At 57.3% G+C, this 14,648-nt stretch carries 14 protein-coding genes and 1 pseudogene; all 15 read right to left on the bottom strand.

Going from position 1 to position 14,648, the window contains the following annotated elements; translation table 11 throughout:
* Positions 1-22: 22 nt before the first annotated feature.
* The 15 genes and pseudogenes from tssG to tagF all read right to left on the bottom strand — a co-directional run bounded on the left by tssG (position 23) and on the right by tagF (position 14,648).
* Entirely contained in the window at positions 23-1,066 is a 1,044-nt protein-coding gene (gene tssG / locus ACMGGE_RS03675) for a type VI secretion system baseplate subunit TssG (RefSeq protein ID WP_045908274.1), read from the bottom strand.
* Positions 1,063-2,934, bottom strand: coding sequence for a type VI secretion system baseplate subunit TssF (gene tssF / locus ACMGGE_RS03670; protein WP_420293359.1), 1,872 nt, complete (start codon positions 2,932-2,934; stop codon positions 1,063-1,065). The genes tssG and tssF overlap by 4 nt, the downstream gene beginning before the upstream one ends.
* 2 nt (positions 2,935-2,936) lie before the next feature.
* Entirely contained in the window at positions 2,937-3,500 is a 564-nt protein-coding gene (gene tssE / locus ACMGGE_RS03665) for a type VI secretion system baseplate subunit TssE (RefSeq protein WP_024909842.1), read from the bottom strand.
* The gene (locus tag ACMGGE_RS03660) at positions 3,493-4,305 is read right to left on the bottom strand and encodes a type VI secretion system accessory protein TagJ (protein WP_420293358.1); all 813 of its coding nucleotides are present in this window, start codon (positions 4,303-4,305) and stop codon (positions 3,493-3,495) included. The genes tssE and ACMGGE_RS03660 overlap by 8 nt, the downstream gene beginning before the upstream one ends.
* 9 nt (positions 4,306-4,314) lie before the next feature.
* A complete protein-coding gene (locus ACMGGE_RS03655; protein ID WP_048029471.1) occupies positions 4,315-5,313 on the bottom strand; it encodes a hypothetical protein in 999 nt (332 codons plus the stop codon).
* 16 nt (positions 5,314-5,329) lie between these two features.
* The gene (locus ACMGGE_RS03650; protein ID WP_008502637.1) at positions 5,330-6,127 is read right to left on the bottom strand and encodes a PP2C family protein-serine/threonine phosphatase; all 798 of its coding nucleotides are present in this window, start codon (positions 6,125-6,127) and stop codon (positions 5,330-5,332) included.
* On the bottom strand, positions 6,124-7,887 hold the full coding sequence (tagH, locus tag ACMGGE_RS03645; protein ID WP_048029470.1) for a type VI secretion system-associated FHA domain protein TagH: 1,764 nt from the start codon (positions 7,885-7,887) through the stop codon (positions 6,124-6,126). Before tagH ends, ACMGGE_RS03650 begins: the two co-directional genes overlap by 4 nt.
* Before the next feature lie 86 nt (positions 7,888-7,973).
* Positions 7,974-8,327 carry a T6SS amidase immunity protein Tai4 family protein gene (locus ACMGGE_RS03640; RefSeq protein WP_045908268.1) on the bottom strand — a complete coding sequence of 118 codons (354 nt, stop codon included), beginning with the start codon at positions 8,325-8,327 and terminating at the stop codon, positions 7,974-7,976.
* A complete protein-coding gene (locus tag ACMGGE_RS03635) occupies positions 8,324-8,815 on the bottom strand; it encodes a type VI secretion system amidase effector protein Tae4 (protein ID WP_032645536.1) in 492 nt (163 codons plus the stop codon). The genes ACMGGE_RS03640 and ACMGGE_RS03635 overlap by 4 nt, the downstream gene beginning before the upstream one ends.
* Positions 8,816-8,873: 58 nt before the next feature.
* A complete protein-coding gene (locus ACMGGE_RS03630; RefSeq protein WP_008502640.1) occupies positions 8,874-9,356 on the bottom strand; it encodes an Hcp family type VI secretion system effector in 483 nt (160 codons plus the stop codon).
* A 681-nt stretch (positions 9,357-10,037) separates the two neighbouring features.
* A complete protein-coding gene (locus ACMGGE_RS03625; RefSeq protein ID WP_025913122.1) occupies positions 10,038-10,703 on the bottom strand; it encodes a hypothetical protein in 666 nt (221 codons plus the stop codon).
* Positions 10,704-10,801: 98 nt separating this feature from the next.
* Positions 10,802-12,300 (bottom strand): annotated as a pseudogene (tssC, locus tag ACMGGE_RS03620) (type VI secretion system contractile sheath large subunit).
* 3 nt (positions 12,301-12,303) lie between these two features.
* A complete protein-coding gene (gene tssB, locus ACMGGE_RS03615) occupies positions 12,304-12,828 on the bottom strand; it encodes a type VI secretion system contractile sheath small subunit (protein WP_008502644.1) in 525 nt (174 codons plus the stop codon).
* Between the two features lie 75 nt (positions 12,829-12,903).
* Complete coding sequence (tssA, locus tag ACMGGE_RS03610) at positions 12,904-13,920, bottom strand: type VI secretion system protein TssA (RefSeq protein WP_420293357.1); 1,017 nt, start codon at positions 13,918-13,920, stop codon at positions 12,904-12,906.
* Between the two features lie 11 nt (positions 13,921-13,931).
* A complete protein-coding gene (tagF, locus tag ACMGGE_RS03605; protein WP_420293356.1) occupies positions 13,932-14,648 on the bottom strand; it encodes a type VI secretion system-associated protein TagF in 717 nt (238 codons plus the stop codon).

The raw sequence follows: 14,648 nt of genomic DNA, 5'->3' as shown, positions 1-14,648 counted from the left end.
AATGATTCGGTATACGGAAGGATTACCGCTCTGCGCGATACACCAGATCGCCGCGCGGGACAGGCTGCGGCTGAAGGCCCAGCCAGGTGTTATAGCCTAATCGCGCATGACCGCCGAGCGTGGCGCCCAGCACCGCGTCTGCGTGCAGGATCACCCGCGTTTCCCATTCAAACTCCACTCCGGCGTACTGACGCACCCAGTCGCGCAGTTCGGTGACCCACGCTTCACCCGGCAGAAAGCGGTTGTACTCCTCCGCGCTCAGCGGGCCAATCTCGATGCGAAACTTATGCTGCACGTCGCGGACGGCGACGCCGAGAAAGGCGGACTCACCCATGCGCGGCATGCGGCGTCCTGCTCCCAGCTGCGCCTGCTCGCGCGTGGAGAGCGGCATCCACTGCGGCACGTTGCTGACCAGTTTGACCGGCGCCTTAAAATAGCTGCGCAGGATCTTCTCCAGCCCCTCCGGATCCCGCCCGTGACGGGTCAGGTGCCCGGCGTGGGTAAAGCGCGCGTGTGAGCTCAGGCTGCCGTTGTCCATCTGACCCGGCTGGCCCATACCAATCAGCGACGCCAGATAGCCCTCAAAGCGCTTGTTATCGGCGCGGTCCAGCGAGACGGTGGGCTGCGCATCCGCCCAGGCGCGGTAAAACAGCAGCGCCAGACGATGGTGGAACAGATCGGCAAACGCGCTCAGGCTGGTGTCCTGATGATGATAAATACGCTCGCGGGCGTACTCGGTCATGTGGACCGGCAGCGGGCCGTTCGGGCCAAACAGGCCGAAGCTGAGGATAGACACCTCATGCAGCCCGCTCTCTTCCCGCTGACGCACCCTGGCCAGCGTCGACGGGGCAAAACTCATCGACGGCTGCTGGCCGATGCGCAGCGGTTCAAATTTTGGCAGCGGCGCGCGGCCCAGCGGGTAGCGCTCGCCGCCCTGGGCATCAATGCGCCTTAACAGCTGAAACAGATCGTAGCGCCAGGGCGTCTCACGGACGCCGTGCCAGAACGCGTCCGGCAGCTTCGTCAGGCGATGCACGCGCAGCGGTACAGTGGCGGCGTCACTCATATCAGCGCCCTTTTACCCATGCGCGGCGCCCAGTAGCCAATCTCGCCGCGCTGCTGACTCTTCAGGGAGAACTCCGTAAAGCTGTTGATGGAGACCAGGCGGGCAAAAAGACGCTCCATCACGCTGCCGAAGAGCCACGGACTGGCCCCCGAAAAGGCTCGCTCATCCACCGTCAGGGTAATGCCGATCCCGCGTGCGAACACCACCGGGCCGGGTTCAGGCACGCGGCGGTGAACCGGCTCCAGCACGCAGTGACGAACGCCTTCCACCTGACGCGCAACGGGCGTTTCGGCCAGGTTAGCGTACAGTCCTAACAGCTGGCGCAGCGCGGCAGCCCCCTCCTCATTGTCACTGTCCATCAGGCTGAGGTAGTTCATCTGCAGCTGGCTGATAAGCCGCCAGGTGCTGAACCCTTCCGCCAGCGCCGGACGCGGGGGCGTCGGCCCTTTACGCAGCGTGAGGGATTTCACCGGCATGGAGTCCGCCATAATGAACTGCCCGAGCTCCTGCTGCAGCATCAGCGGCAGGTCGCGGCTGGTGCAGAGCACCTCGGCAGAGATATAGCGCAGGTTTTCCTGCCAGGGGGCGTGCTGTTCATCCACCAGCGAGACAAAGACCTCCGAGCCGATATAGCCGGTACGGGTGCCGTAGCGCAGGGCATGCTCGGACAGCACGCGCTGTTCACGGCGCAGGGAAAAATAGGCTCCGTAGTTGCCCGCATCACCGCTCCAGGTACTCCAGAACGGGCGAAACGTCTGGTCATCGCGCTGACCATCCGCGCTGCCATAGATTTTTTTGACCGCGTAAATCTCATAATCCAGCGGACGGATGTTATCGACCACCAGATGGTATTCATGCTGGCCTTCATTCAGCTTCTGACGCGCCGCGACCTTTGGGAACAGGTTGATGACCGGGGTGCAGTGCAGCGCCAGGTGGCTGGCATCGACCACGCGCTCCAGCTGTTCATCCGACTTATCCAGCAGGATGAAGAGGTCGAAGGCTTTCTCACCTTCACAGCGCTGGATCAGCGTGCTCAGGCCGCTGAGGCTAATGAACCGGAATCGGGCCGGAAAGGCGAAATACTCCTGCAGCAGACGATAGCCGTCAAAGTTGCGCAGATCGTCCGGAAGCAGCGCCTGGTCAGGCTCAAAGCCCTCCTGATGCAGCGCGTCCGACGCCAGCAGCTGTCGCTGCGGCTGCGGGCTGACCGTCTGACAGACGATCCCGGCGTGGTGCTCCATCACCAGCTCCAGCAGCTTCAGCGCCTCGATATCCGGACCGGCGAGGAAAAATTCCAGACGGTCGAAATCCAGGTGCCCGAGATTTTGCGGGCCGTCGCAGGCGATGCGGATCCGCAGGGCGCTGCCGATCCCCTGCTGGCTCAGACCCAGCTGTGCGAGCGGCAAATCGGCGGGGACACCGCCCAGCTCGACCTTGTCGATTTTCAGCGGCAGCAGGTTGACCTCGTGCGCCGTGATATAGCTGCAGGTCACGCCGGTTTTTTTCAGCGCCAGGCTGTCCATCATGGTACCGCGCGGCACGATGAAGCCCTTGCTCAGGTCTCCCCGGCTGCTGTCGGGCTGAATCTCCGCAATCGCCATTGACGGCGTGGGCGCAAGATAGTTCGGCGCAATCATCTCCAGCAGACGCTGGGAGAAGCGCGGAAACTCCGCGTCCATTTTCATCTGCACGCGGGAGGTCAGGAAGGCGAACCCTTCCATCAGGCGTTCGGTATACGGGTCCGCCACGTCGATGCCGCGCATGCCCAGCCGTCCGGCGACTTTAGGGTAGCGTTCGGCAAACTCGGCCCCCATTTCGCGCAGGTAGGCCAGCTCACGGTTGTAGTATTCGAGCAGTTTACTTTCCATGATTACCCCGCATCTTTCAGTTCAAAATGGCCGTTTTCCAGATCGACATCGGTACGAAACAGAAACTCCAGCGGGTACGGCACACACCATAAACGCCCTTTTATCTCGATGGAGAGCACGTTGTGCAGATCCAGCGAGGAGGTATCCGACACGCAGCGGACCTGCAGCCCCTGCGGCAAAATGCGCGGTTCAAAATTGATGATGGCCTCGGTGAGCTTGCGCTGAATGTCGTGCCATTCGATGTCCGACATTCTTTTCCCGGCCAGCGGCGCGACGCCGAAGTTAACCACCGAGCGGCTCACGTGCGGTAACGCGCTCAAATCACCGGAGGCATCGTGGTTGATGGTATTAAACAGCCACTGCAGATCCCGCAGCACATTGCGACGCAGGGCGGCGTGGGTGATCAGATTGCTGTTGGCCGACTCGCGCTTTTTTTCCGGATCGTTATCGGTGAGGCGATCGAGCAGCGAAGGCTGCATTTTGTCGCGCGCCCCCACCTTCTCCTGCTTGCTGCGGGCTTGCCAGCCGCTGCGCAGCAGATCGCCTTCGCCAGCGGGATTACTCATCGGCTCCATCCGTCGCGAACGTCACGAGGTTCAAGGACAGCAGCGGGCTTTCGCTTTGCTCGCTCAGCCAGGCCTTCTGGCCCTGGCCTTCATACAGCGTGCCGTCAGTATCGAGCGGGTGCCAGTCGGTGGTGCGGCCCAGTTTGACCGCATCAGAGGCATCGGCTGCAAACGGGTAACGCGCCGGGATCTGACACACCTGTTCCGTTCCGTCGGTCAGGCGCACCAGCGCGTGACGCCAGACCAGATCGGTGACGCTGGCAGGCGCCTGGAAACGGATCTCCGCGATGGCGTTAAACGGCAGCCAGAAATAGCGGCCGTTGACGATGGTTTCGCATACCGGGCCGAGACGGGCATCGCCGTCCATCAGCCACTCAAAGGCCTGCGTCTCCTCGTTTTCAAGGGTGACACTACCAGGGTTTGCCTGCGCCTGTTCAAGGGCTTCCAGACGCAGCGCCTGCGCGCGCTCGCGCTCCTCGCTCAGCGCCGCGGCAAGGGTGGTCAGCCACGGCCACTGGGTTTCAGGCATCGCCGGACGCGCCTGTCCCGCCATCACCTGCGCGCGCTGCAGCTCGCCCTGAATGGACTGCTCCAGCAGCGTGACGGTGGGCTTCGCCTGCGGCTTCAGCGCCAGCCAGCTTTTTAGCTGGGTCAGGGCACGTGTCCAGTTGCCGCTCAGGGTTAAAAACTGCACGAACGCGGCGCGGAGGTCGGCATCCGCCGGACGGGCTTTGATTTCTACTTCCAGACGCGCGAGCGCATCGTTAAGCGACTCACCCGCCAGGTGTTGATAGAGCGTTTTCATTGCCATTCCTTAATTTGCCGCGCGCCATGCGCCGACGGCTGGATCGCGCAGCTGAGGACGCAGGGTGTCAATCAGAACGATATTCAGCGGAGTGCCGGGTGCCACCCAGGCGCTCCAGGTTTTTTTCACCGCCGCGATACGCGCCTGCAGTTTTGCATCATCGCTGGCGGTTTCACGGGAAATCTCCACCGCGACCGTGCCGTTGCTCTTCCAGCTGTTCAGGGCGTTGTCGTAAGGCAGGATCATCCAGCTCTGGTCGCTGTTTGGAGTGCTGAATACCATGCGCTCTTTGTTGACGGAGGTGATCAGAGCGTTTTCCGGGTCGGCGCTTTGATTCAGCCCGGTGACCGGGAAGCCATGAATGTATGTTACCGCCATCTCTTTCTGCCCGCCGTTGCGGGACTGCGACACAACGGTGTGTCCGCTCAGCCAGCTGCCGTTCCCGCAGCGGGTGGTGTCAGAATCGGGAATAAAGAGCGCCGGTGCAGAAGCGCCCCCTTCCCAGAAGGTGCGCAGGTGGCAGCCGTCCTGAAGCGTAAACTCCTGCCACGGCGTACGATCGGCGGCAACGGTGCGGGAAGCCACGTTCTGATCGGGCGGCAGTAACGCGCCGCTGGCTGGGGTGGCGGTGACGGTCGCGGCAGACGCGGCCTGCTCCTGTTTCACCACCAGCGCCCAGTCCTGTGCTTTGCCAGCCGTGCCCTGCGCCAGCGTGGTACCCGCCGGATCGTTGAGCGTCCAGCTGAGTTTATTCACTTTGCTGCACTGGTGTTCCAGCAGTGAGCCAAGACGCGGCACAAAGTTCTCCAGCACGGAGACGTCTTTCTTGCCGTTCGCCACAATACGCAGCGCCACCTCAGGCTTACACCAGCTCTGCGGCGTGTTGTCTTTGATGTTGTCGATCCAGATATCCAGCTTCTGCGCAGGAGACTGCACGATGCGGAAATTTTCAGCCTGCGCGGTAGAGGTCGCCGCCAGAAGTGCCAAACCCGATAGCCAAAGTTTCATATCGTTCCTTGTGTGTCTAATCAGTTCCGCAGGGAAGAAATTGTGCTGCGTCAGAGAGGGTGTGCAGCAAAGTGGTGTCCTGAGGGTTGCCCATCCATACCGCCAGGGCAGTATAGTTATCCTGAGCATTCCCCTCCTGCTCGCCATTCTTTTGAATGATTTGGTTCATTAAGGTCAGCCACTCCTGCGGCGTATTCACCATGTGCAGCGACTGCTTCATTTGCTCTTCGCTGACGCCGTGCCAGAATCCGTCGGTGCAGAGTAAGAATGCATCACCGTCTTCAACCTGCACCACGTCGCTGTAGCTCGCTTCCGGCCCGCCGTTTTCAATCCCGAGCGCCAGATAGAGCAGATTGCTGTTCAGGTTGTCGGTCTGGTGTCCGGCATCTTTCATCTGCTGCACCAGGCTGTGGTCAGTGGTCACATGCCACAGCCATCCGCGGCGGAACAGGTACAGGCGGCTGTCTCCGGCATGCGCCCAGTAAGCTAGCCCGTAATCACGGTCAATGAACAGGCTGACCAGCGTCGTGCCCATCCGGCGATAGTCCTGAACGGCCTGCTGTTCGCTGAGAATGGTGCGATTCGCCGTCTGAACGTAGTCGCGGATGTGCTGCGCATTAAGATGTTTGTCGCCATCGAAGCGGGAGATAATGCTATTGCGGGCCAGCGCTGCGGCCACCTCGCCGCCCGGCAGCCCCGCGATGCCGTCGCAGACGACAAAGCAGGCTGAACGTTCCCCTATGGTTTCTCCCGTCTGATCCTGGTTGCTGGCGCGCGTCCCCTGGCGGGAGAGAGAAGCCGTTGCGATATTCATTTGTCTTCCGATCCGCTCTGTGAGTCTTTGTACTGATTGACCTCCATGTCATACGCATGAAGGAAGGCTTCGCCGAACAGGGTGTGGAAGTCGTCCTCAATCTCGCCCGCCGTCTCGCCATAGCTGCGAACAAAGTAGTCCCACAGGGCGGCTTTGCGGCTGCCCGGCAGCGCCAGACGCGAGGTCATGCCGTTCTGCTTCGCCTGCTCTTCCAGCTGCTCCGGGTTAAAGGACTGCAGCATCGCGGCAATGATGGCGCGGATGCCGGAGATCATACCCAGCTGGTGCGCCTGCAGATCGATCAGCGCATCGCGCACGGATTTGGTTGGTGGCATAAAGCCCGGCATCGGGGTGCCGAACATTTGGATTAATACGGTTTTGCCGGTCGGCAACAGCTTGAACGGGTTGTTGGCATCGTCGAGCACCATGGTCATGTCGGCTTTTACGCCGCGCTTGAGGATAGAGCGCGAGGAGAGCAGCGCCACTGTCCCCTGAGAGAACATACCGAGGATCTGCCCCAGCTGACGCATATTTTCACGGTCAAACTGCGGAACGGGCTGCATTTCACTGAGCCCCATCCCCTCCAGCAGCGCTTCCAGCAGCTCGCCCTGCAGCACTTCGCCCTTCTCACCGCTGTTTGCCGTGGCGGCTGGCGAGGCGGCGTTATTGACCGGGTCGATGCGCAGGCGGCCCTTCGGGGCCTGCGCGCTGCTGCGCGCAACGGCCTGTGGCGTTGGCATGGTGAAGCCTGCGTAATCCGGTCGCGCGGGTTCTTCTTCAGCACGCGGTTCTTCCTGCGGCTCAGGGGCGAACAGCGGGGAATCGGCCAGCACGTCCTCTTCCTGCTCAGGTTCCGGCACGGGAGCAGGCTTCTCGTTGATAATGTCATCCGGATGGGTTAACGGCGCGCCGCCCATCAGCCCGAGCGGGTCGTCATTGCGCGCGGCTGGAGCGCTGGCTTTACCGCCAAACAGGGCCAGCGGATCGAGCTCATCCGTTGCCTCTTCTTCTGGCTTAACGGGGCTCGTCTCGCCCGGCGGCACCAGGGTTGACGGGGTGACGTCGTCAAAAATACTCTCTTTTTTGAACAACGCTTCATCGCTGAACAGCGTATCCGGATCAACATGCTTACGCTCGAGCGTCGGATCGCTGTCGTTAAACATCGCCAGCGGATCTTCGGCGTTCCGCTCCGGAGCCGCAGGCTGGGAGAACGGATCGTGCGATGCAGCAGACTGCGGCTTTGTGCGGTTACTGGAGATGCTGTCGGAGATGGAGAACTCCTGCATCAGGCTATCCCAGATCTCCGTTGGCACGGCGGTCGGTTCGGCTTTCCCACGCGGTGTGGCGCTCGCCGGTTTCGGCTGCTGCGCAGGCGCAGGGGCGACCGTCGGACGCGCCTGCTGGTGCAGGCTGGCCGCCATGCGGCTTACGGGCTGCGTATCGTGGATCAGTTCGGTCACTTCGATACGGTAGTCATCAATACCGAGAATATCGCCATCCTGCAGCTCAACCTGACGTCCCCGCTCCAGCGGAATGTCATTTAATACCACGCGGGTGACGCTGCCACGGTTAGTGACGCGGCATTCGCCCTGAGCGTCAACGTGAACAATGGCCTGCAGACGAGAGATGGTGCGGTCATTGTCCGGCAACACCAGATTGTTATCCGTACCGCGCCCAATGGTGCCGCCCGGGGCGTAAAAATCACAGCTGCTTTGCGGCGGCTGATGACCGGGTTTCGTAGAAATAATCGTGAATCGCATGGCGTATTCCTGCTGGTATGATTAGCGCTCAAACGCTGCCGCTCTCGGAGCGAGAACGGCGGCGTTTGGGGGCGATTCCATTGGTTCTATTTTGCGGTTTTGAGCGGACGAATCGCGTCGCTGTTGGCGATTAAGCTGCACTTTAAAACCTGATATTGACCCGGTTCGGTTCCGCCTACTTTCTCTTTCAGTAGAGATACAATCACCTTGTCAGCTTTTTCAAAATTCTCAGCAGGGAGATTGCTTGCTTCCAGCCATGCGGCCGCACTGGCCTCAGCATCATCTTTAAGACTTTTACTGTCCGCAATCTTACTGATGCATCGATTTTGCACCCAGTTTTCAAAGATTTGTTGCTGAGAAAAAGCGCTAACATCAGGCAGGGTTTGGGCATAAACAGCAGGGGCATTAATAGCCAGGATCAGCAGTAACAAACGTTTCATTTCAGGCTCCAGAATGTTGCGTTGGTCGGAATAAATGAACCATTACCCGGTGAGCCCAGAAAATGGCAATCATCAGAGCAAATATTTCCATTCCAGAGTGTGACATGCCCGGTAGCGTCGCTCCAGCCGTGCCCGGTGAAGATGATAATGCCCTGTTTGCCTGCAAATTGCGCAGGAGTGGGAGAAGAGACAGACATATCGGCATTGCCCAGTACCGTGGGTAGAAATGCAATCATATCTTTAACGCGGAACATATAGCGCTTTTTGTCGTTTCCGGTCACTGTCGCATATTTACTGTTAGAAGGAATCGGAATGCCACAGTAATTTAAAACGTAGCTCATACGAATTGGGCAGGCATTTTTAAAAATACCGGCGTCGATATTATGCTGAACTTTTCCACCCAACAATTTGCCAACCTGTTCTACGCTTACGTTCACTTCTCTGAATCTGTTCCAGGCGGCACCAAAAGCAGGACGCATTTGAGACATCTTGTTTCTCCTTGATAAGAAGCTCCGGATAAAGTGAGCCCTTTCGGGCCCACTATTATTACGCTTCTTTGTTCTCTTTGATGTTCCAGCCAGCGCTGCTTTCAGCACCTTTACCACCCGACGTGGTCTGCTCCCAGTACTGCTGTTTCACTTTCGCAGCCTGGAATGCGTAGGTCACACCAACGGTATCGCCGTTGTCTGCACCGGTGTACTGAACAGAGGTCACCAGCACATCTTCCAGCGTGATGCGGGAGTATTCCACCTGCTGGCCGCCCGCTTTACAAACGGACAGTTCAACTTTAGTCAGGTGTTTACCGCTTGCGCAGTGTTTCAGGATAGCGGTGGTGGATTTGTCGATCAGCGCGTTAACGTGCAGGTCGTTAAAGTTAACTTTACCGGCACCGCCGCCACCGCCAACGCTCATATTACCTGGCTGGGAAGCGCCCCAGGAGAAGGAGGTAATATCAGTCCAGCCGGTGTGGTTAGAATCTTTAGATTCGCCCGTAACACCCTCGACCTTCAGAAACATATCAATAGCCATAATATCTACTCTTCGTGGATGAAAATTATTGCTTTCGAAAAAGCACTTATATGGCAAACAGGAAAGCATGGGGCTGAATAAAACCGTCCATATTTTACCTCTGCCTCTAGCCTGACGAATTCGTACTTCGTACAGACTCTTCAGAGTGCCTGCAATTGCAACCACCCTAAATTTTGTTAGTTACACTTCATGGTAACTAAGCGCTAGACAATCATTCACTGTATCATCTAGAATATTTTCAATCGTCTATCATTCATCAAAGGCAACATAACATGAAGAAAATATTGTTATTAATACTTACCATTGTATTTTTAATTATCGCAATTTTCACAACTGTAGATCTTTTTCAGTCCGCCTGGTATGTATTTTCATTAGAAAAAGTCACTACAACTTCTGCAGGTTTACTTTTTGGAAAATTACTTTTCCTGCTGGTCATACTTTTAGCATTTTACTTCTCGCTAAGATTTTTGCGCAAATCAAAGCCTTGATTTTAATTTTTCCGCAAAATAGTAAATAGCGATAGATGCAACTAAGAGAATGATTAATAGAGCGGCATTTATCGTTATTTCCAAGATGGTTACCGACCAATCAAAAACAAAAATATAATAGCCAAGAGTTGAGAAAAAAAGCATAAATGAAACAATAAGCATGAGATAGACTATAACGTACTTTGATGCTCTTTCAAACACGAGTAGCTCCTGCTAAAAACTGACTAAAAATCTCTTTATCTATGGCACCATGACTCTGTTGGAAATTTATAGCTTCAATAAATGGCTTAACATTATCTTCAACGAGAAAATATAACAAATCTAAATCGCCCGCACCACGCAACTCATAGTAAACATTTTTGTTTAATTTTAATAGATCGTATGAAGCATAAACTGAGCGAGAAATTGAAGCCCCCACACTTAATACACCAGTAAGCCCTGCAGAAACAAGAAATCGCGGCACAATTTTTGAAACGAATAGCGTAATTAATTCATTTACGAAAACCATTTTAAAGGCTATACCACCTACTTGCGACCCACCGACTTTTAGGAGGAGTTCCTTAGATTGTTCTTCAGATAAACCAGACAGATATCGTTTGACCACTGTATTGATTAACCGACGCACATCTTCTGATGTAAGCCCTTTTTTTATTAAAGTTAACAATCTAATTTTATCTGTTTCATTTCGCCACCGATGGTCTGTATCCAGAAAATCTTTTGTTAACATCCATAAGTCTTCTGGAATTGACATAAAACCATCGACCGCGCTGCGAGCGAAAATTTCTGGGCCACTTTGTTTACGCGTATCAAAAATTTTCAGCATGCCATCTGCAATTTCTTTTGGTGAACTCGTTCCCAAAGTTGATTCCTCCTGAGGTTCATGAATGTCGATGGCTTTCTAGATGAATTTTGCCAATGTAGTTTACTTTGCCGGCCCTCCAAGGCCGGCACTCATCATCACGCGTCTTTCGTCTTCAGCGACGGCAGCTTAGAAACCAGACGCAGGGAAACGGTCAGACCTTCCAGCTGGTAGTGAGGACGCAGGAAGAACTCGCGGCATAGTAGCCTGGGTTGTCCTCAATCTCCTGCACCTGCACTTCCGCAGCTGCCAGCGGTTTACGGGACTTGGTCTCCTGAGAGGAGTTCGCCGGGTCACCGTCGACGTAGTTCATGACCCAGTCGTTCAGCCAGCGTTCCATCTCTTCGCGCTCGCGGAAGGAGCCGATTTTGTCGCGCACAATGCACTTCAGGTAGTGAGCAAAACGGCAGCAGGCGAACAGGTACGGCAGGCGTGATGCCAGGCGCGCGTTAGCGGTCGCATCCGGATCGTGGTACTCCGCCGGTTTTTGCAGAGACTGCGCGCCGATGAAGGCGGCAAAGTCGGAGTTTTTGCGGTGAACCAGCGGCATAAAGCCGTTTTTCGCCAGCTCGGCTTCACGACGATCGCTGATGGCGATCTCGGTCGGGCATTTCATATCCACGCCGCCGTCATCGCTCGGGAAGGTGTGGCACGGCAGGTTTTCCACCGCCCCGCCGGACTCCACGCCGCGAATCGAGGTGCACCAGCCGTACTCTTTGAAGGAGCGGTTGATGTTGGCGGCCATCGCATAGGCCGCGTTCGCCCAGGAGTAGCTGTTGTGGTTCGCGCCGTCGGTCTGCTCTTCAAAGTCAAAGCTGTCCACCGGGTTGGTGCGAATACCGTACGGCAGGCGCGACAGGAAGCGCGGCATCACCAGGCCCAGATAGCGGGCATCTTCCGATTCACGCAGCGAACGCCAGGCGGCGTATTCGGTATTCTGGAAGATCTTGGTCAGGTCGCGCGGGTTAGCAAGCTCCTGCCAGGATTCCATCTGCATCACGCCCGGTGCGGTACCGGTAATGAACGGACAGTGCGCCGCAGAACCGATGCGCGCCATTTCGCCCAGCAGCTCAACGTCCTGCGGGCTGTGGTCAAAGTAGTAGTCGCCGACGATGCAGCCAAACGGCTCGCCGCCGAACTGACCGTACTCCTGCTCGTAGATCTTCTTGAAGATTGGGCTCTGGTCCCAGCCCACGCCCTTGTAGCGTTTCAGGGTGCGGCCAAGCTCCTGCTTGGAGATGCTCATAAAGCGGATCTTCAGCATCTCGTCGGTTTCAGTGTTGTTCACCAGGTAGCTCAGACCGCGCCAGGCGCTCTCCAGCTTCTGAAATTCTTCGTGGTGAATGATCTGGTTCACCTGCTGCGACAGCTGCTCATCGATACCGGCAATCAGGTTCTGAATAGTGCGGTAGGTATCGTTCGAGAAGGTGACGGTATTTTCCAGCGCCTGCTGCGCCAGGGTTTTGACCGCGCTTTCGACGGCGGAGCGCGCCTGGTCGGTTTTCGGGCGGAACTCTTTGTTCAGCAGCGCGCTGAATTCATCCTGGCTGAACGCCTGACCCGCCTGCTGCTCGTGTTGTTGAGTCTGGTTGCTCATCGATTATTCCTCGCTACCTTTCGCACTTTCGTCATTTTTCGGCAACTGGCTCAGGGATTTGAGCAGCGTCGGATCCTGCAGAATTTTTGCGATCAGCTCTTCCGCACCGTTTTTACCGTCCATATAGGTCAGCAGGTTGGAGAGCTGGGTGCGCGCTTCCAGCAGCTTGTTCAGCGGCTCAACCTTGCGGGCCACCGCGTCCGGCAGGAAGTCGTCCATGCTGTCGAAGGTCAGATCCACGTTGAGCTTACCTTCGCCCGTCAGGGTGTTATCCACCTGGAACGCCACACGCGGCTTCAGCGCCTTCATGCGTTCGTCAAAGTTGTCGATGTCAATTTCGAGGAATTTACGCTCGTCGACGGCCGGCAGGTTTTCCACCGGTTTGCCGACCAGATCGGCCATGACGCCCATCACAAACGGCAGCTGAATCTTACGTTCTGCACCGTAGATCTCTACGTCGTACTCGATCTGCACGCGGGGGGCACGGTTACGTGCGATGAATTTCTGCCCACTGTTACTCATTGCCATGATGTTCTCCATCAAAGATGCGCGGTGAAGGTGAAACGACAGGCTCCATGCCTGACGTCATAATGCCTGGACGCGCTATTCGCGGCGCCCAAAGATGTTTTCCAGTTGGTTAACGCCGTCTGGCGCCAGGTCGCGAATAATGTCCATAAAGTTAAGTTCTGACAGCCGCTGTACCCGTTCAATCATCAGCGGCGCGGGGTGGCTCGGTTCGTACTGTGCAAAATACTGCTTCGCTTTTTCCAGCATCAGCTGGGCGTCGGCGCGGCTGGTGACCTGCACGCTGCGCCAGTCGGTGACCGGCTGAACGGGCTGCGTTGCCGCTGATGGCGGCTCCGCCTGTGGGTCCCCCTGCGCCTCACGGTTCGGCAGCAGCTTGCTGATGTCGGTCACCTGACAGGCGCTGGCCACCAGCCCCACGGTTTTCAGCAGCTGCTCCATCTCGGGCACGCCGCTTTCACCGAGATGCCCGGTGAGCAGCTCGCGAATCGCCAGCAGACGTTCGTTGATGACGATAACCGCTGCGGTTCCCGGCTGGTCGCCGCGGGCCAGCTCGTCAATCAGCCGTGGACGGCCGCCTGGATAGTCGGGACACTCCGTCTTACTGCCGTCCAGCAGGGCCTGAGCATCCCTAAGCGAAATTTCATCGCCGTTTGAACGCAGCAGCGAGGCGTTACGCACGGCGACGGTGAGGTCAGATTTATCGCTCAGTCCTGCCAGGGCGTTAATGCGGTAGAACGGATCGGTTTCGCCATACTCTTCCAGCAGCGGATAGAGCGGCTCCCAGTAACGGGCGATCGCCTCCTGCACCAGCAGTAATCCGTCCGCGTAGCCCGCCAGGCCGCGACGGCGGGTCCAGGCATGGGTTAACGCCAGCAGGACGCGAAGATCTTTGGTGCGGGTCAGCAAGCTGGTGGCGTATTTTTCGACCGTGTTCCAGTCAGCAGGCTCCGCCGGGATAATGGTGTCGCCAAACTGCTGTTCCGCTTTCCCAAGGCTTGCCTGGTTCATCGCCTGGAAGTCAGCGTCGTACTCCAGGTTTTCGCCGCAGGGCTTGTCGGCGCTTATCGGCGCGAGAAATTCTTCGATATTCATGAGATCCCTGCTTATTCAAACATAGGCGGATAGAGACCGTGACGGCCCGGACGGGCGCCCCCTGCCGGATCGAACAGCAGGGTGAAAAGCTGCCCGGTGAAGTTACCGCTGTGCACGTGGGTGTACAGCGGGTAACCGTCGCAGCGGTTGGTCCACCAGTAGCTGGTCTGACGCAGCGGATCAAAACACTCTGCCGCCTGCGGCCAGCCCAGCGTGCTCTGACCGTCCTCGTCATAGCCAATCACATCCAGGATGTCGGAGCGCTTTTGCGGCTCGACCGGCTGCGGCGCCGGAATGGTCATCAGCATCTCATCCAGCTGCGAGGCGGAAAAACTGTTGCGCACCGCGTGCAGCCCCAGGCGCCCAATCTGCTGATACCAGCTTTCGGCCTGGCTGAGCAGTCTGGTCGACCATTCTGACGGCGCGAAGCTTAGCTGAAGGCAAACCGGGTATTGTCGGCCAACGCTGTCGCGGCCGGGCAGCAGACAGCCCATCTGGATCATCTGGCTGCCCAGCATGGGCGGTACCACAAAATTCCAGACTGGCGCTTTCTGAAACGGGCGCTCGCCGCTGCGCTGCTCTTCCTGCTGCCAGGCCAGCAGACCGACCTGGAACCAGTGCGACCACTGGCGCTGTAAGGTGTCAGGAAAGCGACGCTGCAAAAAATCTCCGGCGCTGGGTAACTTGCCATACCAGCTGTAGCGGTTCATCGCAGGGGTATTCGTCAT

Origin of the sequence: Enterobacter sp. BNK-22 (genome assembly GCF_048684805.1) — a bacterium.
Lineage (GTDB): Bacteria > Pseudomonadota > Gammaproteobacteria > Enterobacterales > Enterobacteriaceae > Enterobacter > Enterobacter quasiroggenkampii.
The sequence above is the reverse complement of the archived record's forward strand: the minus strand, read 5'-3'. Positions and strand labels throughout refer to the sequence as shown.

Coding starts and splice junctions, on each gene's coding strand:
- tssG (WP_045908274.1), bottom strand. CDS start 1,066: ATGAGTGACGCCGCCACTGTACCGCTGCGCGTGCATCGCCTGACGAAG.
- tssF (WP_420293359.1), bottom strand. CDS start 2,934: ATGGAAAGTAAACTGCTCGAATACTACAACCGTGAGCTGGCCTACCTG.
- tssE (WP_024909842.1), bottom strand. CDS start 3,500: ATGAGTAATCCCGCTGGCGAAGGCGATCTGCTGCGCAGCGGCTGGCAA.
- ACMGGE_RS03660 (WP_420293358.1), bottom strand. CDS start 4,305: ATGAAAACGCTCTATCAACACCTGGCGGGTGAGTCGCTTAACGATGCG.
- ACMGGE_RS03655 (WP_048029471.1), bottom strand. CDS start 5,313: ATGAAACTTTGGCTATCGGGTTTGGCACTTCTGGCGGCGACCTCTACC.
- ACMGGE_RS03650 (WP_008502637.1), bottom strand. CDS start 6,127: ATGAATATCGCAACGGCTTCTCTCTCCCGCCAGGGGACGCGCGCCAGC.
- tagH (WP_048029470.1), bottom strand. CDS start 7,887: ATGCGATTCACGATTATTTCTACGAAACCCGGTCATCAGCCGCCGCAA.
- ACMGGE_RS03640 (WP_045908268.1), bottom strand. CDS start 8,327: ATGAAACGTTTGTTACTGCTGATCCTGGCTATTAATGCCCCTGCTGTT.
- ACMGGE_RS03635 (WP_032645536.1), bottom strand. CDS start 8,815: ATGTCTCAAATGCGTCCTGCTTTTGGTGCCGCCTGGAACAGATTCAGA.
- ACMGGE_RS03630 (WP_008502640.1), bottom strand. CDS start 9,356: ATGGCTATTGATATGTTTCTGAAGGTCGAGGGTGTTACGGGCGAATCT.
- tssB (WP_008502644.1), bottom strand. CDS start 12,828: ATGGCAATGAGTAACAGTGGGCAGAAATTCATCGCACGTAACCGTGCC.
- tssA (WP_420293357.1), bottom strand. CDS start 13,920: ATGAATATCGAAGAATTTCTCGCGCCGATAAGCGCCGACAAGCCCTGC.
- tagF (WP_420293356.1), bottom strand. CDS start 14,648: ATGACGAATACCCCTGCGATGAACCGCTACAGCTGGTATGGCAAGTTA.